Origin of the sequence: Amycolatopsis sp. WAC 01376 (assembly GCF_003947415.1) — a bacterium.
Taxonomy (GTDB): Bacteria; Actinomycetota; Actinomycetes; order Mycobacteriales; family Pseudonocardiaceae; genus Amycolatopsis.
Window position 1 is genome coordinate 717989 of sequence record NZ_QHKL01000004.1, and the last position, 25141, is coordinate 743129.

The 25141-nt window shown below is 72.5% G+C and carries 10 protein-coding genes; 8 read left to right on the forward strand and 2 right to left on the reverse strand.

Annotated elements, in window-relative coordinates:
* Positions 1-98 precede the first annotated feature (98 nt).
* The 7 genes from DMH03_RS25890 (at position 99) to DMH03_RS25920 (ending at position 19564) form a co-directional block, all read left to right on the forward strand.
* Positions 99-8039: a non-ribosomal peptide synthetase gene (locus DMH03_RS25890; RefSeq protein WP_158633122.1), complete on the forward strand. Its 7941-nt coding sequence runs from the start codon at positions 99-101 to the stop codon at positions 8037-8039.
* Entirely contained in the window at positions 8036-14950 is a 6915-nt protein-coding gene (locus DMH03_RS25895) for a non-ribosomal peptide synthetase/MFS transporter (protein ID WP_125794564.1), read from the forward strand. Before DMH03_RS25890 ends, DMH03_RS25895 begins: the two co-directional genes overlap by 4 nt.
* Before the next feature lie 5 nt (positions 14951-14955).
* Entirely contained in the window at positions 14956-15894 is a 939-nt protein-coding gene (locus tag DMH03_RS25900; protein WP_125794565.1) for a threonine/serine dehydratase, read from the forward strand.
* Positions 15881-16873 carry a 2,3-diaminopropionate biosynthesis protein SbnA gene (gene sbnA, locus DMH03_RS25905; protein WP_233611643.1) on the forward strand — a complete coding sequence of 331 codons (993 nt, stop codon included), beginning with the start codon at positions 15881-15883 and terminating at the stop codon, positions 16871-16873. The genes DMH03_RS25900 and sbnA overlap by 14 nt, the downstream gene beginning before the upstream one ends.
* A gap of 9 nt (positions 16874-16882) precedes the next feature.
* On the forward strand, positions 16883-17806 hold the full coding sequence (locus DMH03_RS25910; protein ID WP_125794566.1) for an ornithine carbamoyltransferase: 924 nt from the start codon (positions 16883-16885) through the stop codon (positions 17804-17806).
* A complete protein-coding gene (locus tag DMH03_RS25915; protein ID WP_125794567.1) occupies positions 17803-18849 on the forward strand; it encodes an ornithine cyclodeaminase family protein in 1047 nt (348 codons plus the stop codon). Before DMH03_RS25910 ends, DMH03_RS25915 begins: the two co-directional genes overlap by 4 nt.
* 160 nt (positions 18850-19009) lie before the next feature.
* Positions 19010-19564, forward strand: a complete 555-nt coding sequence (locus DMH03_RS25920; protein WP_125794568.1) for a hypothetical protein — start codon at positions 19010-19012, stop codon at positions 19562-19564.
* Between the two features lie 95 nt (positions 19565-19659).
* Here the strand turns inward: DMH03_RS25920 and DMH03_RS25925 are convergent, their stop codons facing one another.
* A complete protein-coding gene (locus DMH03_RS25925; protein ID WP_125794569.1) occupies positions 19660-22146 on the reverse strand; it encodes a tetratricopeptide repeat protein in 2487 nt (828 codons plus the stop codon).
* Between the two features lie 144 nt (positions 22147-22290).
* Here DMH03_RS25925 and DMH03_RS25930 point away from each other — a divergent pair, with 144 nt between their 5' ends.
* Positions 22291-24813, forward strand: a complete 2523-nt coding sequence (locus DMH03_RS25930) for a tetratricopeptide repeat protein (RefSeq protein WP_125794570.1) — start codon at positions 22291-22293, stop codon at positions 24811-24813.
* Between the two features lie 3 nt (positions 24814-24816).
* On the opposite strand, the gene DMH03_RS25935 is transcribed toward DMH03_RS25930, so the two are convergent.
* Positions 24817-25122 (reverse strand): hypothetical protein, encoded by a 306-nt coding sequence (locus DMH03_RS25935; protein ID WP_125794571.1) that lies wholly within the window; start codon positions 25120-25122, stop codon positions 24817-24819.
* Positions 25123-25141 lie beyond the last annotated feature (19 nt).

Consider the following 25141-nt stretch of genomic DNA (forward strand, 5'->3'; position numbering starts at 1 on the left):
CATTGTTCCGGTCGGAGTTCCTGGACCGGGCGCCGAACCGGAAGTTCAATCTGCCGAGGCCGGCGAAGTCCGGCCGGGTCATGAGGGGGTTCAGCGGGTTGCGGGTAGATCTGGGTGCGTTCGGCCGGGTACACGAGGCGTTCGAGGAGCAGGCGCGAAGGACACCCCACCGCTGTGCGCTCGTCGCGGGTGACGAGCGGCTGAGCTACGCCCGGTTGGACGAGGTCGCGAACACGGTCGCGCACGCCCTGCTCCGCCGTGGGGTTGCACGCGGTGACCTGGTCGGTGTCTGCCTGCGCCGCGGCCGGTGGCTGGTGCCCGCGCTGCTGGGCGTGCTGAAGGCGGGGTGTGCGTATGTCCCGCTGGACCCGTCCGCTCCCCCGGCGCACGGCGCGTCGGTCGTCGCCGACTCCGGGCTGTCGCTGGTGGTGACGGACGAACCGGGTCCGGCCGCGCTCGCGGACGCCGGCGTGCCGGTGCTGGCCGTCGGGGACGTCGCCGCATCGCCCACGACCTCCCCCGGCGTCCCGGGTTCCGGCACGGACCTCGCGTACGTGATCTACACGTCCGGCTCCACCGGCAGGCCGAAAGGTGTCCAGGTCGAGCATCGCAATGTGCTCGCGTTGCTGGCATGGGCGGCCGCGACCTACAGCGACGACGAACTGCGTGGCGTGCTCGGCGCCGCGTCGGTCTGCTTCGACGCGTCCGTCGCCGAGGTGTTCCCGCCGCTGGTGACCGGCGGGAGCCTGGTGCTCGCCGAGAACCTGCTCGCGCTGCCCGGGCTGGCCGCACGGGACGAGGTGACGTTCGTCCAGGGCGTGCCGTCCGTGCTGGCGGTGCTGGCGCGCACACCGCTGCCACGTTCGGTGCGGACCGTCGCGATCGCCGGTGAGGCACTGCATCGGTCGCTCGTCGACCGCCTCTACGCCAACAAGAGCGTGCGGCGGATCGTGAACTGCTACGGCCCGACCGAGGTGACGGTGAACTGCTCGTGCCACGAGGTCGGCCGGGATGGGCTGGACGACCCGCCGATCGGCACACCGCTGCCCGGCGCGGCGTTCTCGGTGCGGGGCACCGATGGTCGCGCGCTCGGCGACGACGAGGTCGGTGAGCTGTGGGTCAGCGGGGCGCTCGTGACCCGCGGATACCTGGGGCAGCCGGAGCTGACCGCCGAGAAGTTCGTGGTCGACTCCCTCGGCGTCCGGCACTACCGCACCGGTGACTTGGTCAGGTGCCGCGACGGCGTGCACCACTTCGTCGGCCGCGCCGACGACCAGGTGAAGGTGCGCGGCTTCCGGATCGAGCCGGGACAGGTCCAAGCTGCGCTTCTCACCCATCCGGCCGTCGGCAACGCCGTGGTGCTCGCGCCTGCCGACGAACACGGGGAGCGCAGGCTCGTCGGGTTCGTCGAACCGGCCGGTGCCGGGCTGTCCGAGCCGGAGCTGCTGCGCTGGCTGCGGTCGCGGCTGCCCGCGCACCTGGTGCCGTCACGGATCGCCGTGCTCGACGCGATCCCGCTCGGCACGACCGGGAAGGCGGACCGGACCGCGCTGGCGGCGTGGGTGTTCGACCGCGGGGACACCGAGTACGCCGCCCCGCGCACCGAGGCCGAGCGGCTGGTCGCCGAGATGGTCGCGGTCGCGTTCGGGCTACCGGGAATCGGTGTGCACGACCGGTTCTCCGAGTCGGGCGGGCACTCCCTCGCCGCGGCGCGTGCGGTCACGCGGCTGCGGGAGAGCACCGGCCGGGTGGTGACGCTGGCGGAATTCCTCTCCGACGGCACGGTGGCGGCGGTCGCCCGGCGGCTCGCGGACGCCCCTGCCGCGGCGCCCTCGGTGGCGCTGGAGGCACACCCGGGCCGGAAGAACTACCCGCTGACCGGCACGCAACGGGATCTGTGGACGCTCGCCCAGCTCGGCTCGACCGGCACCGCGACGACCGTCGCGTGGCGGCTGCGGCTGCGCGGCCGGGTGTCGGTGCCCGCGCTGCGGGCCGCCGCGGACGGGATCGTGGCGCGGCACGAGGTGCTGCGCGGCACGATCGGTGACCACGACGGCGAACCGGTCATGGTGGTGGGCCCGCCGGTGCCGGTTCCGGTGGACGTGCACGACCTGCGCGGGCTCGCGGACGCGGACCGCCGTGCCGGAGAACTGACCGCGGCCGCCGCCCGGCACGCGTTCGACCTCACCCAGGACACGCCGCTCCTGCGGATCACGCTGCTCCGCCTCGCCGACGACGTGGCCGACCTGATCGTCGTGTCCGACCACATCGCCACCGACGGCGCGTCCATCGGCGTGCTCATGGCGGAACTGACCGGTGTGCCCGTGGCTTCCTTCGCGCAGGTCGGTGCGGTGGCGTTGCGAGAACGCGCGCTCGCCGAGGTGCCCGGTGAACGAGACCGGCTGGCCGCGTACTGGTCGGATGCCTTGGCGGGGGCGACCCCGCCGGACGCCCTGTTCGACCGCGTCGTGCACGGCCGTCGGCGTTTCGAAGGGGAGCGGATCAGCACGCCACTGCCCGAGTCGCTGGGGTCGGCGGTGCGTGCGCTCGCCGAATCGACCGGGGTGACGCCGTTCGCGGTGTACCTGTCGGCGCTGGGGGTGCTGGTCGGCGAACTGGTGCGGGGCAAGGACGTGCTGCTGGGAATGGCGGCCGCGCACCGGGACCGGCCCGAGCTCGAACACACCGTCGGGCCGCTGGTCGACGTCCTGCCGGTCCGGTTACGGCTCGGGGCGGACACGTCGTTCCGCGACCTGCTGCGCGCGGCCATGACCACGGCGGCGCAAGCCATCGACCATCGGGGCCTGCCCAGCGGTGAACTCGCCGAGCTGTGGGGCGGCGACCGGCCCGCCGGGGTACCGCTCACGCCGGTGTCGATCGCGGTGCAACCCGACGGCGTCCCGCTGTCGGCGCACGGGCCGGACACGCGGCTTGACCTGTTCGGCGAGCTGCCGACCAGCGGCAGCCACACTCCGCTGACGGTGTTCGTGAACGCCCACGCCGGTGGCGCCGAGCTGGTCGTCGAGCACGACCCGTCGTGGCTCGCCCCCGAGCGCGCCCGCTGGTTCACCCGTTCCCTGCTGCACCTTCTGCATTCCGCGGTGTCCACACCGGACATCGCCCTGTCCGCACTGCCACTGGCGGTGGACGGGGAACTCGGCGAGCTGACGACGTGGGGCACCGGCCCCGCACTGCCCGCCGACGACCCGGGTGGCGTGCCGGACGCGGTGTGGCGCAACGCTTCGAGGACACCGGACGCGGTCGCGGTGTCCGCTGAGGACGGGCAGCTGACGTACGCGGAACTGGTCGGCCACGCCGACCGGATCGCGCGCGTCCTCGCCGCGGCCGGGGTGGCGGCCGGCGACGCGGTCGGGGTGTGCCTGCCGCGCGACGAGTTCCTGCCTGCCGCGTTGCTCGCCGTGTGGCGGGCAGGTGCGGGATATCTGCCGCTCGACACCGAGCAACCCGTCGCGCGACTGGCCCGGCTCACGAGCGAGGCCGGCCTACGGGTCGTGCTCACGCGTGGCGGCGCCCAGCCGGTGGCGTCGGAGATCGCCGACGGTGTGCCTGGCCTGTGCGTGATCAGCGCCGACCGGACCGACGGAGCGCCCTTCGAGCCGGTGCTGCCGGACGGCGACGCGCTCGCCTACGTGCTGTACACCTCGGGGTCGACCGGGCGACCCAAGGGCGTCGAGATCAGCCACGCGAACCTGCACGCGTTCGTCCGGTCCCGGGGGCTCCGCCCCGGCATGACGCGGGACGACGCGATGCTCGCGCTCGCGCCACTCGCCTTCGACGTGTCCGCCGAGGAACTGTGGTGGCCGCTCGTCACCGGCGCGCGCTGCGTCGTCGCCGATCGCGACAGCGCCGTCGACGGCCACCTGCTCGCGCGCCGGATCGCCGAAGACGGCGTCACGATCGTCGACCTCACCCCCACCAGCCTGCGGATGCTGCTCGCCGCGGGCTGGCTGGGTGACCCCGGGCTGCGGCTGCTGCTCGGCGGCGAGGTGCTCGACCCGGACCTCGCCGCGAGGACCCTGCCGCTGGTCCGTGAACTGTGGAACGGCTACGGCCCGACGGAGACCACGGTCGCGGCGACCGCGCACCGGGTCACCGGGGACGACCGGGTCCCGATCGGTTCGCCGACGCCGGGCACCCGGCTGTACGTCATGGACGAGGCGGGCAGGCTCGCTCCGCCCGGCGCGATCGGTGAGCTGTGGATCGGTGGCGCCGGTGTGGCGACCGGCTACCGGGCACGACCCGAACTGTCCGCGTCCGCGTTCGTCGCCGATCCGGTGCGGCCGGGCGAGCGCTGCTACCGCACCGGTGATCTGGTCCGGTGGCGGCCGGACGCGACACTGGAATTCCTCGGCCGCGCCGACGACCAGGTGAAGGTGCGCGGCAACCGGTTCGAGCTCGGCGAGATCGAGTCGGTACTGCGCGGACTGTCCGATGTAGACGATGCCGCGGCGGCGGTGGCCGCGGACGGCGTGGACGCGCACGTGATCGGCTACCTCACCCCCGCGACCGTCGACGCGGCGGCCGTCGAGCGACAGGCGCGACGGCTGCTGCCCGCGTACATGGTGCCGAGCTCGTGGCGCACCCTGGACGCACTCCCCTTGCTGCCCAACGGAAAGCTCGACCGGCGCGCGCTACCGCCGGTGTCCGTCGCCCAACCGGACTCGGCCACGCCGCTGTCGGATGCCGAGGAGGTGGTCGCGCAGGCGTGGCGGGAATGCCTCGAATTCGACGGAGGGATCGGCCCGGACAGCGACTTCTTCGCGCTCGGCGGCCGGTCGCTGGCGGCGACCCGGGTGGTCGGCCTCCTGCACACGCGGCTGAGACGCCGGGTCACCGTCCGCACCTTGTTCGACCACCCGGTGCTCGCCGACTTCACCGCACGGATCGGCGAGGAAGCCGCCTGCGCCGACCGGCCGCTCGTCGCCCGCGCGGACCCGGCCGCACCCGCGCCGCTGTCGTCGGCGCAGCGCATGCTGTGGTTCGCGGCGAAGCTCGACCCGGGCAGCGCCGCCTACAACTCCCCCACCGTGCTGCGGATCCGGGGCACGCTGGACGAGTCGCGCCTGTATCGCGCGATCCGTGCGCTCGCGGCGCGCCATCACGTGCTGCGCAGCCGGTTCACCGAGATCGACGGGGAGCCGGTCGCGCTCCTCGGTCCGGTCGACGCCGTTCCGATGTCCACTGTGGACATCAGGGAGCGGGAGACGGACGCGGCGGTGGCCGCCGAGATCCGGCGGCCGTTCGCGCTGGACGCCGCGCCACCGCTGCGCGTGGTCCTGTTCCGGCTCGCACCGGACCACCACGTGCTGGCCCTCACCTGCCACCACATCGCCACCGACGCGGTCTCGCAACGGCTCCTGTTGTCCGAAATGGACCAGTTCTATCGCACCGAACCCGACGACTGGCCGACACCACCGGCACTCCAGTACGCCGACCACGCCACGGGGGAACGCGAGCAGGACCGGGCCGAGGGGCTCGACTGGTGGGAGCGGCGGCTCGCGGGCCTGCCCGCGCTACGGCTGCCTGCCGACCGTCCCCGCCCCGCCGTCGCCGACTGGACGGCGGACGAAGTCCCGATCCGGCTGTCCTCGGTCGTCACCGGCCGGGTCCACACCATGGCGAACGACGCCGGGACCACCCCGTTCACGATCCTGCTCGCGGCCTGGCAACTGCTTCTCGCGCGGCTGGCCGGGGTACGGGACCTCGCGGTCGCCGTGCCGCACAGTGGCCGCTCCGCCGAACTGGCCGGGATGGTCGGTTTCTTCGTCAACACCGTGGCCGTCCGTGCCGACCTCGGGGCCCGGTCGGGCCTAGAACTCGTGGCCAGGACACGCGACGCGGTACTCGACGCGTTCGCGCACGCCGACGTGCCGTTCGACGAGGTCGTGCGACGGCTCGCGCCCGAGCGGGACTCGGCGAGCACCCCGGTGTGCCAGGTGATGATGAACGTCCTCGACGAGCAGGCGACCGCGACGCTCGGCGACCTGGCCGTGACGGTGCTGCCGCAACCGGTCGCCACCGCGCTGTACGACCTGAACCTGGACCTCGCCCGCACCGGCGACGGCTACACCGGCAGGCTCGTGTTCCGCACCGATCTGTTCGACCAGGCCACGATCGAACGCTGGGCCCGCTGGTACGGCACCCTGCTGGACCGGCTCACTGCCGATCCGGGCGCCGAACTGTCCACACTGGACATCCTGGACGACGCGGAACGCGCCGGGCTGCTCGCCTGGGGGACCGGGAAATCTTTGCCTGCCACGCGAACCGTGGTCGCCGAGGTGCTCGCGCAACGGCCGGACGCGGTGGCGACGTCGTCGCCTGCCGGGCGACTGTCCTATGCGGACCTGGCCACCTGGTCGACACAGGGCGCCCGCGGTCTGCTCGCCGCAGGTGTCGACACCGGTGACGTGGTCGGCGTATGCCTGCCGCGCGACGAATACCTGCCCGCCGGGCTGCTCGCGGTGTGGCGGGCGGGTGGCGCGTACCTGCCACTGGATCCCGGCCATCCCGCGGACCGGATCGCGGCGATCGCCGCCGACGCCGGGGTCCGGGTCGTCGCCGCCCGCGGCCACGCGCTGGACGTGGCCCGCGCCGCGCTGCCGCATCTGACCGTCGTGGACCTCGACGCCCCCGTCGCGGACACCCACGCACTGCGGGAGCCGGACAAGGACGACCTCGCCTACGTCCTTTACACGTCCGGTTCGACCGGCAGGCCGAAGGGCGTCGCGGTCACGCACGGGAACCTCGCCGCGCTGGTCCGCGCCTTCCGCGAAGTCACCGGCGTGCGGCCCGCCGACACGTGGCTTGCGGTGGCGCCGCTCGTGTTCGACACGGCCACCGGCGAGATCTGGACGACGCTGGCCGCGGGCGCGCACTGCGCGATCGCCGACCGCGACTGTGCCGTCGACGGGCACGCGCTGGTACAGCGACTCGTCGCGACCGGCGCGACCCGGTTCAACCCGACCCCGACCACCTTGCGGATGCTCGTCGCCGCCGGACTTCCCGCTCTGCCGGGACTTCACGTGTTCTCCGGCGGTGAAGCCCTCGACGTCGCGCTGGCGCGGCAGCTCACCGCCCGGGTCGCGAGCCTGTGCAACTGCTACGGACCCACGGAGACCACCATCACCGCGACCACTCATCTCGTGACCACCGCCGATCTGGCGGCCGACCGGCCGATACCGATCGGCGGACCGCTCGGCGGCACCCTGCTCACGGTGGTCGACCCGTTCGGTCAGGCCGCGCTTCCCGGCGCGGTCGGCGAGTTGCGCATCGGCGGCGCCGGCGTGGCGCGAGGCTACCGAGACCGCCCGGATCAGACCGCGGCCGCCTTCGGCACCGATCCGTTGCACGGGGGCCGCTCCTACCGCACCGGCGACCTGGTCCGCTGGCGCGCCGACGGCGTGCTGGAGTTCCACGGCCGCGCCGACCACCAGGTGAAGATCCGCGGCAACCGGGTGGAACTCGGCGAGGTGGAGCATGTGCTGCGCACGGTCGCCGGGGTGACCGATGCGGTGGTCGTGGTGCGCACAGGGGAAGGCGAACCACACCTCGTCGGCTACCTCACTCCGTCCACTGTGGACATCGAGGCGGTGGCGGCCGTACTACGCGGACGACTCCCCGACTACGCGGTGCCGCACCGGTGGGTACCGCTCGACACGTTCCCGGCCACGGCGACCGGCAAGGTGGATCGCGCCGCACTGCCCGCCCCCTCGGCACCGGCGCGACCGGACAGCCCGCCGTCATCGGCGGTCGAGGAACTCGTCGCGATGACCTGGGCCGCAGTGCTCGGCCGGGAGCGGGTCGGCGCCCTGGACGACTTCTTCGGCCTCGGCGGGCATTCGCTCGCCGCGACCAAGGTCGTCGGCCGCCTCGGCGAGGCGCTCGGTTTCCCCGTTCCGGTGCGGTGCCTGTTCGACCGGCCGGTGCTGCGGGAGTTCGCGGCGGAGCTGGAACGGATCGCGATGACCGCTCTGGCGGAGGACGACTCCATCGGTGTCCCGACGGGGAGCACGGTATGACCGACTCGCTGGTCACTCCCGCACAGCGGCGCCTGCGTGAGCTGCTCGCCGACCGCGCCACCGCCGCACTGCGTGGCGGAACCCCCGCCGCGGAGCCCGCCATCCCCCGGCTCCCCCGCGACGGATCGCCGGTGCCGCTGTCGCCCGCGCAGGCCAGGCTGTGGTTCCTGGCCCGCTTCGAACCCGGCGGCCACGCCTACAACCTGCCGCTCGTGCTCGAACTGACCGGACCGGCCGACGAGACCGCGCTGCTCGCCGCGGTCCGGGACGTCGCCGACCGCCACGACGTGCTCCGCGGCGTGTACCGGGAGATCGACGGCGAACCGATGCGGTGCGCCGGGCCCGCCGTCCCGGTGTCCACTGTGGACGCCACCGCGGCCGAGCTGGACGCCGCGGTGGCCGCCGAGGCCACCCGTCCGTTCTCGCTCGAGGACATGCCACCGATGCGGGCCGTGCTGTTCCGGGTCACCGCCGACCGGCGGGTGCTGGCGTTGACGTTCCACCACATCGCGATGGACGCCCCGTCGGTCGCCGTCGTGCTCGACGACCTCGCCGCCTGCTATGCGGCTCGCCTCGGCGTCCGCGACCTGCCGCCGCCACCGGCTCTTCAGTACGCGGACCTGGTGGCGTGGAACGGTTCCAGGCCGGACACCGCCGAGGACGGCCTGGACTGGTGGGCCGAGCGGCTCGCCGGGCTCCCTCCGGTGCTGGAGCTGCCGACCGACCGGCCCCGTCCGGCCGTGGCCGGGGACGAGGGTGCCGAGGTCGAGGTCGAAGTGCCTGCCACGCTCACCGCGCGATTGCGGGAGATCGGCCGCACCACCGGCACCACCCCGTTCATGGTGTTCCTGGCGTGCTGGCAGACACTGCTCGCCAGGCTGGCCGGGACGACCGACGTGCCGGTGGGTGTGCCGGAATCCGGACGGCGCCACCCGGACGCCGAACGGGTCGTCGGCTGCTTCGTCGGCACGCTGGTGCTGCGCACCGACCTGGCCGGGGCGACCACCGGCCGGGAACTGCTCGCCGCCGCCCGCGACACGGTGCTCGACGCGTTCGCGCATACGGACGTGGCGTTCGAGCGGATCGTGGAGCGCGTCGCGCCCCGACGCGGGCTCGACGCGGCGCCGGTCTTCCAGGTCATGCTCAACGTGCTCGACGAACCGTCGCGGGCACCCGAGCTGCCCGGTCTGGCCACCCGGATCACCGAACCGCCGGTGCGCAGCGTCAAGTTCGACCTGAACCTCGCGCTGTCCCGGTCCGGCGACGGCTATTCGGGCGGGCTGGCCTACCGCACCGACCTGTTCGACCGCGGCACCGCCGAACGGATCGCCCGCTGGTTCGTCACGCTCGTCGACGGGATCACCGCGGACCTCGACCGGCCCGTGGCCGAGGTGCCCATCGAAGTGGTCACCACCCCGGCGCTGGCGGGCCCGGAGCAGGAGCGGACCGAACTCCGCCCGGTGCACACGCTGATCGAGGACACCGCCGACCGCTGCCCGGACCGGGTCGCCGTGGTCGGCGCGACCGGCACGCTCACCTACCGGCGGCTCGACGAACGCGCCAACCGGATCGCGCACCGGCTGCGGGCGCTCGGAGTCCATGCCGACGAGCCGGTCGGGCTGCTGCTCGAACAGGGCACGGACGTGGCGTGCGCGGTGCTGGGCATCATGAAATCCGGCGGCGCCTACCTGCCGATGGACACCACCTATCCGCAGGCTCGGGTGGCCGCCATCCTCGCCACCGCGGGCGCGCGGATCCTGCTCGCCGAACCCGGCCTCGACATCACCGTTCCCGGGGTCACCGTTCTGACCGTCGACGACGCGGTCGCGGACCAGCCCAGCACCCGGCCGGACGTCCCGGTCGCGGGGCACGACCTGATCCACGTGATCTTCACGTCCGGTTCCACCGGTGCGCCGAAGGGAGTCGCGGTCGAGCACCGCAACGTCGCGCACTACCTGTCGGGCATGCTGCCCCGGCTCGGCGACGTGGCGGGCGCGTCGTTCGCGGTCGTCTCCACCCCGGCCGCCGACTTCGGTCTCACCTGCGTGTACGGCGCGCTCACCACCGGCGGCACCGTCCACCTGGTCGACCGGGACACCGCGATGGACCCTGAGTCCTTCGCCGGGTATCTGGCCGAGCATCCGGTCGACGTACTCAAGTGCGTGCCCAGTCACCTGGAACTCCTTGCCCGGCACGGGGACCTGGCCACCGTGCTGCCGAGGCGGCTGCTGATCCTCGCCGGCGAGGCGTGCCCGTGGTCGCTCGTCGAGCGGGTCGAGGCGGCCCGTCCCGGCCTTCGGGTGCAGAGCCACTACGGGCACACCGAGAGCACGATGATCTCGATGACGTGCGACGTGGCGGCCGTCCCGTCGCACGAGCGCACCGGATACGTGCCGCTCGGCACGCCGCTGCCCGGGGTCGTCGGCCATCTCGTCGACGCGCGCGGCGCGGTCGTGCCCGACGGCATGACCGGCGAGCTGGTGATCGGCGGGCCGCAGATCACCCGCGGCTACCTTGGCGACGACACGCAGACCGCGGCCCGGTTCGTACCCGATCCGCTGGGCGCCGGCGTGCGGTGCTTCCGCAGCGGCGATCTGCTGCGGGTGCGTGCCGACGGCACCGTGCAGTTCCTCGGCCGCGCCGACGACCAGGTGAAGGTGCGCGGGCACCGGGTGGAACTGGGCGAGGTCACCGCCGCCCTCCGCGACGTCGACGGGGTGGCCGACGCCGTGGTGCTTCCCGTCGGCGTCGGCCTCGACCGGCGCCTGGCCGCTTGGCTGGTCGGGCCGGGGCTCGACGTGGCGACCGTGCGGCGGGCGCTGCGTGACCGGCTGCCGGACTACATGGTGCCCGGCTCACTCACGGTCCTGGACCGCTTGCCTCTCAACGCGAACGGCAAGATCGACCGGGCGGCGCTGCCCGACGTCACCGAGCGGGAGCCTGCCACGCGGCGGCCGGTGGCGACCCCGGCCGAGCGGCTCGTGGCGCGGGTCTGGGGCGACGTGCTCGGGATCGACGGCATCGCCGCCGACGACGACTTCTTCGCCGTGGGCGGTCATTCCTTCGCCGCGGTGCGCGTGGCGGGACGGCTGGGCGAGGCGCTGCGCCGCGACGTCGCCGTGCGCACGATGTTCGAGCATCCGGTGCTGGCCGACCTCGCCGCCGCGCTGGCCGCCGACCCTGGCGGCGTGTCCGGCGGCGCGCCCATCCCCGTGCGGCCGGACCCCGAAGCACCTGCGCCGCTGTCGTCCGCGCAGGCACGGCTGTGGTTTCTCGAACTGCTAGGACCGGGGTCTGCCTATCACGCCGATCTCGTGCTGCGGCTGCGCGGGCCGCTGGACGCGGCGGCGATGGCGCTCGCGGTGTGGGACGTAGCCGCCCGGCACACCGTCCTGCGCAGCGTCATCGAAGAGCGGGACGGCACCCCGGTGGCCGTGCCGGTGCCGGCCGACCGCGTGCCAGTGTCCATTGTGGATATCTCGGCCGACCGGGTGGACGCGGCATGCCGGGCGGAGCTGGCGCGGCCGTTCGCGCTCGACCGGGAGCCGCCGCTGCGGGCCTCGCTGTTCCGGATCGCCGCCGATGAGCACGTGCTCGCGCTCACCGTGCACCACATCGCGACCGACAACTGGTCGCGCGGCGTCATCGGCACGGACCTCGCCGACGCGTACGCCGCCCGGCTCGCCGGATCGGCACCGGACGCGGCCCTGCCCGTCCAGTACGCGGACTACGCCGCCTGGCTGGCCGCCCGCGGGCGCGACGAAGACCTGGAGTGGTGGTGCGACCGCCTGTCCGGGCTGCCGCCGCTGCTCGCGTTGCCGACCGACCGGCCCCGTCCGGCGGTGGCCGACTGGTCCGGCGGGCACGTCCGGTTCGCCCTCCCCGCCGCGCTCACCGCACGCGTCCGGGAGGTCGCGGCCGAGGCGGGCGTGACACCGTTCATGGTGCTGCTGGCCTGCTGGCAGGAACTGCTCGGCCGCCGCGCCGGTACCGACGACGTCGCGGTCGGCGTGCCGGAGTCCGGGCGGCATCACCCGGACGCCGAGTCGACGGTGGGCTGTTTCGTGAACACGCTCGTGTTGCGCACGGACCTCGGTGGCGACCCGACCGTGCGGGAGTTGCTCGGCCGGTCACGTGAGACCGTGCTCGGCGCGTTCGCGCACGCCGAGACGCCCCTCGAAGGGATCATCGAGCGGCTGCGGCCGGAGCGGTCCGTGGCCGCGACGCCGATCTTCCAGGTACTGCTGAACGTCCTCGACCAGCCGGCGACGCCGCCCGCCATCCCGGGTGTCGAGGTGACGGCCGTCCGCGACGCGGGCGAGCAGGTGAAGTTCGACCTCAGCATGGTGCTGGTCAACGACGGCGACACTTACCTCGGTGGCCTCGCCTACCGGGCCGACCTCTTCGACGCCGGTACCGCGGAAGGGATCGTCACCGACTTCCAGGCACTCCTGACCGGCTTGCTGTCCAATGTGGACCAGCCGGTCGCCGCGGCCGGTCCGGCCCGCGCCGGGTCCCGCCCGGTCAGCGAGCCCATTCCCGCGCCGGTGAAGAGTTCCCGTGTGCCGGAAACGCCGACCGAGCACCGCGTCGCTCAGGTGTGGGCGCAGGTGCTCGATGTGCCCGAAGTCCGCGCGGAGGACGACTTCTTCGCCCTCGGCGGCCATTCGTTCACCGCGGTCCGCGCGGTCCGGCTGATCGACGAGCGGCTTCGGGTCATCGACCTGTTCCTGCACCCGACCGTCCGCGAACTGGCCGCCCACCTCGACGCCGGGCAGGAGACCGGCGACGGACGCCTGCTGCACCGCCTCTCCCCCGCCCGCGCGGGCACACCGGACGTGACGCTCGTCTGCGTGCCCTACGGCGGTGGCTCGGCCGCGGTGTTCCAGCCACTGGCCACGGAACTCGCCGCCACCACACCGGGCGTCGACCTGCTCGCCGTCGAACTGCCCGGCCACGACGTGGCCCGGCCCGACGAGGCGTTCCGCACCGTCGACGAGGTCGTGGACCTGCTGGCCGAGGAGATCGGCCGGACCGTCACCGGCCCGGTCGCGCTGTACGGGCATTGCGTCGGTTCCGCGGTGGCCACCGCGCTCGCCGCCCGGCTGGAGGCCGACGGCCGCACCGTCGCCGGAGTGGTCGTGGCGGGCAGCTTCCCCTCCGCACGCCTGCCGGGCAAGCTTTCCGCCTGGCTGCAACGCCGATTCCCGCGCGAACGCTGGGTGGCGGACCGGCTCTACCGGGACACGCTGCGGGCCACCGGCGGACTGCTGGACGACATGGACGAGACCGCGAGCGCGGCGATGCTGCGGGCGCTGCGGCACGACGCCGGACAGGCGCAGGCGTGGTTCGGCGGCGCGCTCGACCCGGACGCCGGGCGAACACCGCGGCTCACTGCGCCGATCCTGTGCGTGGTCGGGTCGAGCGACCCGGCGACCGAGCTGTACCAGGAGCGGTACCGCGAGTGGGGCGTGTTCGCCGACCGGGTCGAGCTGGCCGTGCTGCCCAAGGCCGGGCACTACTTCCTGCGTCACCAGGCCGCCGACGTCGCCGCGCTGCTGCGGGACCGGCTGCCCCGCTGGGCCGCCGGTGACCTGCCGCCGGAAGTCGGCGACGTCCCGGTCGCCGCGACCGCGACCCGGCGCGGGCTCCGCGCGTTCTACACCGTGGCGGGTGGCCAAGCCGTGTCGATGATCGGCAACGAACTGAGCGCGTTCGCGCTCGGCGTGTGGGCCTACCAGCTCAGCGGACGCGTCATCGATCTCGCGCTGGTCGTGTTGCTCGCCCGTGTGCCGAGCATGCTGCTGACGCCGGTCGGCGGCGCGCTCGCCGACCGGGTGGACCGCAGGCGGATCATGCTGTGCTGCGATCTGACGAGCGGCGCGGCGATGGCCGCGCTCGCCGTCCTGGTCGCCTTGGGACGGCTCGATCTCGTGGCGGTCTGCGTGATCGTCGGGGTCATGTCGGTGGCGTCGGCGTTCCACCGGCCCGCCTACCTGGCGGCGATCGCCCAGCTGGTGCCGAAGCCGTACTTGCCGCAGGCCAACGCGCTCGCCGACATGGGCGCCGGGCTCGGCACCGTACTCGGGCCGGTCCTCGGCGGTGTCCTCATGGGACTGTCCGGGCTGACCGCGGTCGTCGTGGTCGACGTCGCCACGTTCGCGATCGGGGTGACCACGCTGATGCTGGTGCGGTTCCCGAACCGGATGTTCTTCACGCAGGCCGAACCGTTCACGAGGGCGGTCACCGGCGGGTGGAAGTTCGTGCTGCGCCGCAAACCGCTGCTGGTGATGATCGGCTACTTCGCGGTGGTCAACTACTTCACCGCCGTGATGTGGGTCGGGCTCACCCCGCTGGTCCTGTCGCTCGGCTCGACGGGCGAACTGGGTGTGGTCAGTGCCGTCGGCGGGATCGGCGCCGCGGTCGGCGCACTCGTCGTGGTGACCTGGGGCGGCACCACACGCCGTTCCACCGGCATGATCGCCTTCGTCATCGGCTCCGGGCTCGGGGTGGCGCTGATGGGCGCGTGGCCGTCCGTGTTCGTGGTCGCGGCCGGCCTGTTCGTGCGGCTGGCGTGCATGAGCATCGGCAACGCGCATTGGCTGTCGATCATCCAGACGAAGGTCGGCCAGCAGCTGCAGGGCCGGGTGCTGGCGATCAACGTCATGCTGGCCACCGCCATGCAACCGCTCGGGTTCCTGACCGCGGGACCGCTCGCCGATCGGCTCGGCGGCTTCGCCACGCTGATGGTGGTGTCCGGTGCCGTGCTGGTGGTGTGGGGCGTGCTCGGGCTGCGGTACCGGCCGCTGCGCGACATCGAGGACCTGCTGCCGGACGCGGCGCCACCGGCGGAGATCGACGCCGACCTCGACCGGGTGCAGGCGCTCGCCGACCGGAACCTGGCGCGGTGACACCGATGTCCTCTCTCGTCACCCCGGCCGACCTGCGTTCCGCCGCCGAGCGGATCCGGTACGCCGTGCACCGCACTCCCCTGCTCGGCCCGGTCGGCGACCTGTGGCTCAAACCGGAGCACCGGCAGCGGACCGGTTCGTTCAAGGCACGAGGCGCGCTCAACGCGGTCGCCCGGCTCACCGCGGGCCACGTCCTCGCCCAGTCGTCCGGCAACCACGGGCGTGCGGTGGCCTACGCGGCGGCACTGCACGGCCTGCGCGCCACGGTCGTCCTTCCCGCAACCGCGCCCGCGTTGAAGGTGGACGCGGTACGCGCGCTCGGCGCGCACGTCGTGATCGTGCCACCCGCGCTGCGCGAACGGACCACGGCCGAACTGGCGGCACGGACCGGCGCCACCGTCGTCGGTTCCGCCGACTTCGACGTGATCGCCGGGCACGGCACGGTCGGCGCCGAGATCGTGGCGGATCTGCCGGAGGTGCGCACCGTCCTGGTGCCGGTGTGCAACGGCGGCCTGCTCGCCGGGGTCGCCGCCGCGGTGAAGGCGGTCTCCCCCGGCACCCGTGTCGTCGGGGTCGAGCCGGCGCTGGCCGGGGACGCGGCCGAGTCGCTGCGCCTGGGCAGGCTGGTGCGGTGGCCGGTGGAGCGGACCTACCGCACGATCGCGGACGGGCTGCGCGCGCCGGTGCTCGGCGAGCTGGCGTGGCGGCATATCAGGGTGCTCGTGGACGACATCGTCACCGTCGACGAGGACGGCATCGTCGCCGCGCAGGAGTTCCTGTCCGACCGGTTCGGGGTGCTCGCGGAGCCGAGCGGTGCGGTGGCGACCGCCGCCCACCTGACCGGACGGTGGCGTGGCGCGACCGTGGCGGTCGTATCCGGCGGCAATGTCGCGGCCACGGTTCCGGCGGCCAGGAGAGAGTGGGTGTCCGTTGAGCACGGGTGATTTGAGCGGAGTGCTCGCGACGATCGGCGACACCCCACTGGTCGCGCTGGAGCGGGTCGTGCCGATCGCGGACGTCCAGGTGTTCGCCAAGATGGAGAAGTTCAATCCGGGCGGCAGTGTCAAGGACCGCACCGCGCTGCACATGCTGCGCGGCAAGATCCAGGCCGGTGAGCTGATACCGGGCCGGTCGGTGGTGGTGGAGTCGACCTCCGGCAACCTCGGTGTCGGCCTCGCCCAGCTGTGCGCCTACTTCGGGCTCGAGCTGATCTGCGTGGTCGACACCCGGACGACCGCCCAGACCGTCGCCCTGTTGCGGGCCTACGGCGCGGCGGTGGAAGTCGTGTCCGCGCCGGGCGGCGACCTGCTCGGCGCGCGGATCGCGCGGGTGCGGGAACTGGTGGCGCTGCTGCCGGACGCGTTCTGGCCCAACCAATACGAGAACCCGCTCAACGCGGCCGCGCACGAGCGGACGATGGCCGAGATCGTCACCGCGCTGGACGGACGGGTCGACTACCTGTTCTGCTCGGTCAGCACCGGCGGCACGCTGCGCGGCTGCGCCGACCACATCCGCGACCACGGCCTGGCCACGAAACTGGTCGCGGTCGACGCCGCGGGCAGCGCGATCTTCCACACCCCGACCGAGGACCGGCTGATCCCGGGACACGGTGCCGGGCGGCGGCCGCCCTTGGTGGACGTCGGCGTGGTCAGCGAGATCGTCCATGTGACCGACCTGGAATGCGTGCGTGCCTGCCGGCTGCTGGTGGCGCGTGAAGCGATCCTGGCAGGCGGGTCGTCGGGCGCGACCGTGTCCGCGCTCGGCAAGCTGCGCCACCGCATCCCCGCCGGATCCCGCTGTGTGCTCGTCTTCCCCGACGACGGCAACCGCTACCTCGACACCATCTACTCGGATTCCTGGGTACTCGAGCACTTCGGTGAAGTACCCGAGGTCAAGACCCGGCCGTTGACCGCCGCCCGGTAAGGAGAAACCTTGCGCCACCTCATTTCGCTCGACGATCTCACCGACGAGGACCTGCGTTCCATCGTCGGCAGGGCGACGCGGCTGGCCGACGACCCTCGGCAGGCGGCCACGTCGCTGTCCGGTGAGGTCGTCGGCATCTACTTCAGCAAAACCTCCACACGCACCCGCACGGCGTTCTCCTCGGGCGCACTGCGGCTCGGCGCGCGCGTCATCTCCTACGGGCCGGGCGACCTGCAGATCAACACCGGAGAGTCCATTGAGGACACCGGGCGGGTGCTGTCCACCATGCTCGACGCGCTCGTGGTGCGCACCGCGGGCGATCCGGCGGAACTGCGGGCCATGGCCGACCAGAAGCGGATGTCGGTGATCAACGCCATGACCGCGGACGAGCACCCCACCCAGGCGCTCGCGGATCTCACCACGCTGGTCCGCCGGTTCGGGCGCGTCGACGGGCTTCGGGTGCTGTATCTCGGCGAGGGCAACAACTCCGCGGCCGCGCTCGCGTTGGCGCTCACCCGTTTCCCCGGCACCGAACTGCACCTGCGCACCCCGCCCGGCTACGGCGTCGACCCCGAGGTGCTGGCGCGTGCGCGGTCGCACGCCGCCCGACACAGAGCGTCCGTTGTGGAGCGTCACGACATGGACGACCTGCCCACGTCCGACGTCGTGTACACCACGCGGTGGGAGACGACGGGGACGACCAAACCAGATCCGGACTGGCGCACGGTTTTCGCGCCATTCCAGGTGACGCGGGCGTTGTGGCGGACCAGCCCGGACGCGGTGTTCATGCACGACCTGCCCGCGCACCGCGGCGAGGAGGTCACCGCGGAAGTGCTGGACGGCCGGGACAGCATCGCGTTCGCCCAGGCGGAGAACAAGATGTACAGCGCGATGGCGGCACTGGAATGGTGCCGCGGCAAGGATTCCGCATGAGCGAGCAGTGGTACGACCAGGCGGACACGGGACTGGCTGGCGCGGGCCGGGTGCTCGTACTGTCGCGAGCGGACGTCCGGCGCTGCCTCGCGAGCATCGACCCGGTCGAGGTCGTCCGGCGGACGCTGGCCGACCACGACCGCGGTGAGAGCCTGCTCCCCGCGGAGGCGTACCTGCGGTGGGAGAACTCGCAGGGCGCGTACACCCGGTCGATCGGCATGCCCGGCGCGGTGGGGCCGCACCACGGCATGAAGATCATCAACGCCAGCGTGTCCAATCCGGCGGCGGGCCTGGAACGCGCGGGCGGGCTGGGCCTGTGCTTCGACGCCGAGACCGCCCGGGTCACGTCGATCATGGAGGCGGGCCTGCTGAGCGCGGTGCGGACGGCGGCGGTGAGCGCGGTCGGTGTCGACGTCACGGGTTTCGCCGGCGCCGGTTCGCTCGCGATCGTGGGCTGCGGGGCGCAGGGGCGGATGCATGCGACGCTGCTGGCCCGCAGGTTGCCCGCCCTGCGCACGGTGTCGCTGCACGACCGCGACCCGGCCGTCGCCCATCGCCTCGCGGACCTGCTCTCCCGCGACGGCCTCGAAGTGACCGTGCACAGCAGTGCCCGCGACGCGGTCGCGGCCGGCGAGATCGCGGTCTTCACCACCACCGCCGACGAGGGCTACGTGACCTCGGACTGGGCGCGGCCCGGCGCCCTGCTGGTCAACGTGTCCTTGGGCGACCTCGCGGACGAGACGTTCCTCGACGCCGCGGCACTGTACGTGGACGACCTCGACCTGGTGGCGGACAACCCCCGCCGCCCACTCGGCCGCCTGATGGGCGCCGGGCTGGTCACCCGTCCGTCGGACGGCACGGCGAAGCCGATCGACGCCACCTTGGGCGGGTTGCTCACCGGCCGGTACACCAGCCGCGGCACCGCCCGGCCGCACGTCGTGCTCAACCCGTTCGGCATGGGCGTGCTGGACGTGGCGCTCTACGGCGCCATCGCCGCGCGAGCCCGGCACTGGGGCGTCGGATCGCTCGTCGATCTCGGCTGATGGCCGGGTCGGCGTTTTCGAACAACTTCGATCAAGGTCACCGCACAAGATCACTATGCCGGTCCACGAGTTGCCGATAATGTCTGCCGTGGCCAGGTAATTGGCTGATGGAAAATCACTTACGCGGCCGACCTATCGAATTACCAGAAAGAGATGAACGTTGAAGAAGTGGACGACACGGGTCACGACCGGCCTGGTGGCCGCGGGCATGGTGCTCACCGCGCAGACCGCGCCGGCGGTGGCTGACGAGCAGGCGGACACCACCACGGTCACCGAATCGGGGGTCGACGGCGGCACGGCCGCGGTCGAGCTGACCGAAGAGGCCACGGAGAGCGGCGACGTCACCGCCGCCGACTGCGGCGACTGGCGTCGCGCCTTGGCCGGCTACGGCGAGTGGAAGGTGAGCAAGTACGGCTGTGGCTACATCAGCCCGGATTCGAAGAAGAACCCGCAGCACCGCCGCTACACGTGGAAGATCCCGGCCGGCAGCAACGGCCGGGTCTGCGTCCAGGCGGAGGGCCACTACTGGAGCACCAAGAAGAAGAAGAGCGTCACGACCTGGACGACGGCAGGCTGCGGAACCGGCGGCACCGTTGTCGTGCGCTGGTCGGGCCCGCCGAAGAAGGGCGGCGGTTATCTCGGCCTCGCCTCGACCCCCCGGGTGCGGGCGAAGGTCCAGCCTGGCTTCGGCGGCGCCGCGTACAGCTGGAAGTGAGCCTGCTCGCGCCGGCCTGACCGGCGACCACCACGGATCCGGGACACCACCACTCCCCCTCGATGGTGCCCCGGATCCGTGGTGCGGGGCACCGGCTAGCGCAGGCCGATCTCGGTGAGCAGGTCCTGTGCCTTCCGCCCGTGATCGTCGGCCACGCCACTGTCACCGGTGACGGCGGCGCCTTGTTCGATCCCCTTGTGCGCCCGTGCCTGCTCGTAGCGGTCGCCCAGTTTCTCGGCGACCGCAAGAGCTTCCCGGTGCCTGGCGATCGAACCCGCGGCGTCACCCAGGTCGCCGAGTGCGACGCCGATGCCGTTGAGCGCCTTGATCTCGAACTCGCCCAAGCTGTTCCGGCGCGCGAGGTCCAGTGCCTCGGTCAGGTGCGCCAGAGCGTCGTCGTGCTCACCCAGCCGCGCGAGCAGCACTCCGATGTGGAGCAACGCCTCGGTCTCCGGGAACGGGTAGCCGAACTCGCGTGCGGTGACGAGCGCCCGCCGGAAGTGGTCGAGTGCCTCGGCGAAGTGCCCCTGCTGCTCGTGCACGGTGCCGAGGTTGCCGTAGGTCAGGCATTCCCCGACCCGGTCCCCGACCTCCAGCATGATCGCCAGTGCCTCGTCCAGGTACGTCGCCGCCTTGTCCCAGTCGCCGACGCGCATCGCGCTGTTCCCGAGGTTGCCCAGCGCGCGGCTCTCGCTGGTGCGGTTGCCGGTCGCGCGGTGCACGAGCAACGCCTGCCGGTAGCAGTCCTCGGCCGCGGCGAAGTCGCTGAGCCGGTCGAACGCGTTGCCGAGGTTGTTCAGTGCCCGCGCCCAGCTGGCCCGGTCACCGCCCGCGTCGTACCGCGTGAGCGCCTGCTTGAACTGGTCGATGCTCTCCTGGTAGCGGTTGGACCGCAGATAGACCGCACCGAGGCTCATCCGCGCACTGGCCTGGATCAGTGGGTCGGCGGCGCGGATCGCGATGCCGTGCACGATCTCCGCGTCGGCGAAGTGCAGCGCGTTGTACAGGTACCGGTTCAGGATCGGCGACATCGTGGCCGCGTCCTCGTGTCTGCCCTGCTCTTCGGCCAGTGCGGTGATGCCCACCAGGTTGTGCCGCTCGGCGTCCAGCCACTCCGTCGCCGCCGCGACGTCGCCGAAGCCCGGCGGCGGAACGTCCGAAGTGGACACTTCGGGCCGTCGGTCGCGTTCGTGCGGGGCGTAGCGGTCCATGGCGCGGGAGGCGGCGTGCCGGTAGTAGTCGAACAACCGGCCGAGTGCGGCCCGCCGCGCGGAGGCGGCGTCCACGTCCCGCGCCAGCCCCGCCGCGTAGAGGCGGACGACGTCGTGCAGGCCGAACCGATCCCGGACGCGCCGCTGCACCAGGCTCCCGGCGACCAGTTCGCCAAGAAGTGCCTCCGCCGCGCGCAGATCCACCCCGGCGAGCGCGGCGGCCGCGCGCGTGTCGACGTCGCGGCCGGGATGGATCGCGAGGAGTCGCAGCAGCAGCGCGGCCTCGGCGGGCAGGTCGGCATAAGACAGGCCGATGGCGTTCTCCAGCTCGTCCTCGACCCGCAGGCTGCCCCGGCGTTCCGCGAGCCGGGCGGCGTGGTCGCGCAACGTCCAATCGCGCCGGTTCCGGATCCGGCCCGCCACCACCGTCAACGCGAGCGGCAGATGACCGACCAGCTCGGCGATCCTCGTGGCGGCCTCGGTGTCCTCGGCGATCTCGGCCGCGCCGACCAGCCTGCGCAGCATGTCGAGTGACTCGGTCCCCTGAAACGCCTCCAGGTGCACGATCCGCGCACCGGCCAAGCCGGTCAGGCGCCGTCTGCTGGTGATCAGCACGACGCCGCCCGGCGAGTCCGGCAGCAGCGGGCGCACCTGGTCGGCGTCCGCCGCGTTGTCCAGGACCACGACCGGACGCCGGTCCGCGAGCAGCTGCCGGTACGTCGTCAGCCTGCCCGCGGGACCGAGGCGGTGGATCTCCCCGCCCGGCACCCCGAGCCGCCGGAGGAACTCGTCCAGCACCGCGAGTGGGTCGGCGGGGGCGCGGTCGGCGTCGTAGCCACGCAGGTCCGCCCACAACCGGACCGCGACGCCGTCCCGGTGTACCAACCGGTGCGCGGCACGGACGGCGAGACTGGTCTTGCCGACACCGGCCATACCGTCGATCACCACCACCGGCGAGCACCGCTCGCCGTCCCCGGTGATCGCGGCCAGCTCGGCGTGCCTGCCGACGAACTCCGTGCTGTCCGCGGGCAGCTCACCCGCCACGGTCACCCACGACGAGTCGGCGGTGAGCCCGGCGATCACCTGGCACACCTGCCGCCACCGCGCCACCACCGCCTCGTCGGCGGTGAGCGCACGCACGATGTCCGCGACGAGATCCGCGTCCATTCGCCGTCTGCCCGGCTGCAGGCAGCGGTAGACCGTGTTGAACACCGGCAGATCGGGGTTCCCCGCCGTCCGCCGTGCCCGCACGACCCGTCGGTGCAGCTCCCGGTAGGACACGCCGTGCCGGCCGCGCAGCGTGTTCAGCCGGGCCGCCAGTTCGTCGAACGAACCGGCGCCCAGCGGCTCCGGCATCCGGTCGGGATCCATGATCGAAAAGAGTAGTCCGTTCGGCCGATCGAAAAGGCCCGAACAGGAGAAACCACCGGTCGCCGGATCTCGTCTAAGGTCGGTCAGCATTCGGTCCGGGAGTCACCGCCGGGCGGATCGGTTCGACGTGTCCAGGGGGTTCCCGTGACGGAGGAACAGCCGCCGAGCCCGGTCGGAGCTCGGTCGTACGACGAGCTCTCCCAGCGGCTGCGGCAGGCGTTGGCCTGGGCCGGGTTGACCCACCGCGAACTGCACCGGCGGGTGCGGCGCTTGCGCACCGCCCGGGGGTCGGTCGACCTGCCCGCCTACAACACCGTGTACCGCTGCCTGCTGCCGGGACGCAAGCGGCTGGACGTCGAACTGGTCGTCGACATCGCGGCCGTGCTGCTCGGCATGGACGTCGCGGCGGAATGGCGGCAGGCGCACCGGGTGATCACCGGACACGCCACCGAGGCGGCCGTGATCAGCGTGGCCGATCACCTGCCGGCCGGGGTCGGCGGGTTCGTCGGCAGGCAGGAGCACCTGCGCCAGGTGCTGGAGGCCGGACCGGACGACGCCGGTGTGTGGGCGATCTCCGGAATGGCCGGGGTCGGCAAGACCCGGTTCGCCGGCGAGGTCGCGCGGCTGCTGGCCGAGCGTGGCCGGTTCGCCGACGTGCGGCTGGTGGTGAATCTCCGCGGCTTCGACGCGGATCGGCCCGCCGCGGACCCGGCCGCGGTGCTCGAAGGCTTTCTGCGGCGGCTCGGGGCGTCCGGTAGCGAGATCGGCTGCCTCACCCTCGCCGACCGGAGCGCGCTGTTCCGCCGGCTGCTGGACGGACGGCGCGCGCTGATCCTGCTGGACAACGCGGCGTCGGTCGACCAGGTGCTGCCGTTGCTGCCCGCCCTGCCGACCTGCCTGGTGCTGGTCACCAGCAGGCGCCGCCTCGTCGGGTTGGAGGCGGCGCGGCACGTGACGCTCGACGTGTTCACGCCGGAAGAGTCGGTCGAGCTGCTCCGCGACGGGATCGGCGACGAACGCGTCGACGCGGAGCAGAGCGAAGCGGCCGACATCATCGAACTGGTCGGCCGGCTACCGCTGGCCCTCGCACTGGTGACCCGCCGGTTGGCCGCCTCGGACGAGTGGACGATGGCCGATCACCGGGACCGCCTTGCCGATCTGCGGACCATGCTGCGGCTGGACGACGGGGTCGAAGTCGCGTTGCGCACGTCGTATGACGAGCTGGCCGAACAGGACCGGGTATTGCTCGGCTTGCTCGCCGCCTACCCAGGTCGAGATGTCGACGACCACGCGGCCGCGGCATTGGCGGGCGTCGAAGTCGGCGTCGTCCGACGGCAACTCGACGACCTGGTGGCGGCCAACATGGTCACCGCCCGCGCGTCCCGGTTCGAACTGCACGACCTGGTCCGGGTGTTCGCCGAGAAACGCGTCCGGGAGAACGTCCAAGCCAGGGTGCGCCGGGCCGCGGCGGTCCGGCTGCTCGACTTCCAGCTGGCCACCGCCCGTGCCGCGCTCGTCACCTGTTTCCCCCACGAGGCGGAGCGGTGGGAGGACCTGCCGACACCCGCGGTGCGGGCCCTCGGGTTCGACGGGGCGGACGAGGCGATGGCATGGCTGGACGCCGAGCGGGTCAACCTCGTCGTCGCGTCCGGCTGGGCGCTGAGCGAGGGACGTGACGAGCACGTGACCCGGCTCGCGTGCGTGATGACGAGCTATTTCGAGGCTCGCGTTCACGTGAGTGACGCACTCGCCCTGTTCGGCAACGCCGTCCAGGTCGCGTCCGGTGTCACCCGAGGGCACGTTCTGAACGGGCTGGCCATGACCCAGTGGCAGCGGGGGAAAACCGCCGAGGCACTCGTCGTCCTGGAGGACGCGATCAAGGAGTTCTCCGCCGCCGGCGAATCCGATTACGTCGTCAACCTGTCGGGGAACATAGGCCTGTTGCTGACCAGCCTCGGCGACTATCGCGCCGCGTTACCCTGTTTCCGGCAGGCCATGGAGTTCGCCGTCGCGAGGAACAACGAGTCGTTCCGGGCAAGGCAGTTGTGCAATACCGGCCTCGCCGAGATGCGGCTGGGGAATTACCCCGCCGCCGTCGACGCTTTGTCCCAGGCCCTCGACGTGACCAGGGCGAGCGGTGACCACCTCTGCGAATGCCGGACGCTCGACGGTCTCGGCACCACGTTCTGGCGGATGGGAAAGGACACCGACGCAGGGGCCTGTTACGAACAGGCGCTCGCCGTGGCCAGGCAGACGCACAACCGGGCCGACGAGGGCAAGGTCCTCAACCACCTCGGTGTCCTGCTCGTCGCGGCAGGACGGTTCGACGACGCGTTGGCGCATCACCGGCAGGCCATCGATCTGGCCAAGGAGATCGGGAGCAGAGAAGGACTCCTGGCCGCGAGCAATGACATGGCCGCGACCCTGCTCGCCGGCGGGCGGGCGGCCGACGCAGTGCGTTGCCTGCGGCAGTCGATCGAATCGGCGACCGCGGCGGACAGCCGCTACGAACTGGCCAGAGCCCAAAGTGGACTCGGCGACGCACTGTTCGCCGCCGGCGATCCGGTCACCGCACGGAAACACTGGCAGACCGCGCACGCCGCGTACACCGAGATGGGTGTGCCGGAGGCCTTCGAGGTCCACGAACGTCTCGTGTCGGGTATCTGAGGATCACTCGGCTTTCTTCGCGAAGAGGGGCCCCTTCGAAACGATCAGCCCGATGCCGAAGCCCAGCACCGTGATCCCGAAGAAGCAGAGCAGCATGCCGCCGATCTTCGCCTCGGCGTCCGTGTCCGGGCTGCGCGCCGAGTTCGAAGAACGGGCGATGACAGCGTCCGGATCGGCGATCGCATCGATCCCGACGACGAACAGGGCTACCGCGCCAAGGATCAGGACGATTCCGCGGATGACGCGCCCTACACTACGGCGCGGTGGATCGGCCTGGTGGCCGTGCTCGGTGGCGTTGGACTCCGACATGGCCCGCAAGATATCAGGG

Bases quoted from the DNA above. Each gene is read 5' to 3' on its own strand.
- DMH03_RS25895 (WP_125794564.1), top strand. From the start codon at position 8,036: ATGACCGACTCGCTGGTCACTCCCGCACAGCGGCGCCTGCGTGAGCTG.
- DMH03_RS25900 (WP_125794565.1), top strand. From the start codon at position 14,956: ATGTCCTCTCTCGTCACCCCGGCCGACCTGCGTTCCGCCGCCGAGCGG.
- DMH03_RS25915 (WP_125794567.1), top strand. From the start codon at position 17,803: ATGAGCGAGCAGTGGTACGACCAGGCGGACACGGGACTGGCTGGCGCG.
- DMH03_RS25925 (WP_125794569.1), bottom strand. From the start codon at position 22,146: ATGGATCCCGACCGGATGCCGGAGCCGCTGGGCGCCGGTTCGTTCGAC.
- DMH03_RS25935 (WP_125794571.1), bottom strand. From the start codon at position 25,122: ATGTCGGAGTCCAACGCCACCGAGCACGGCCACCAGGCCGATCCACCG.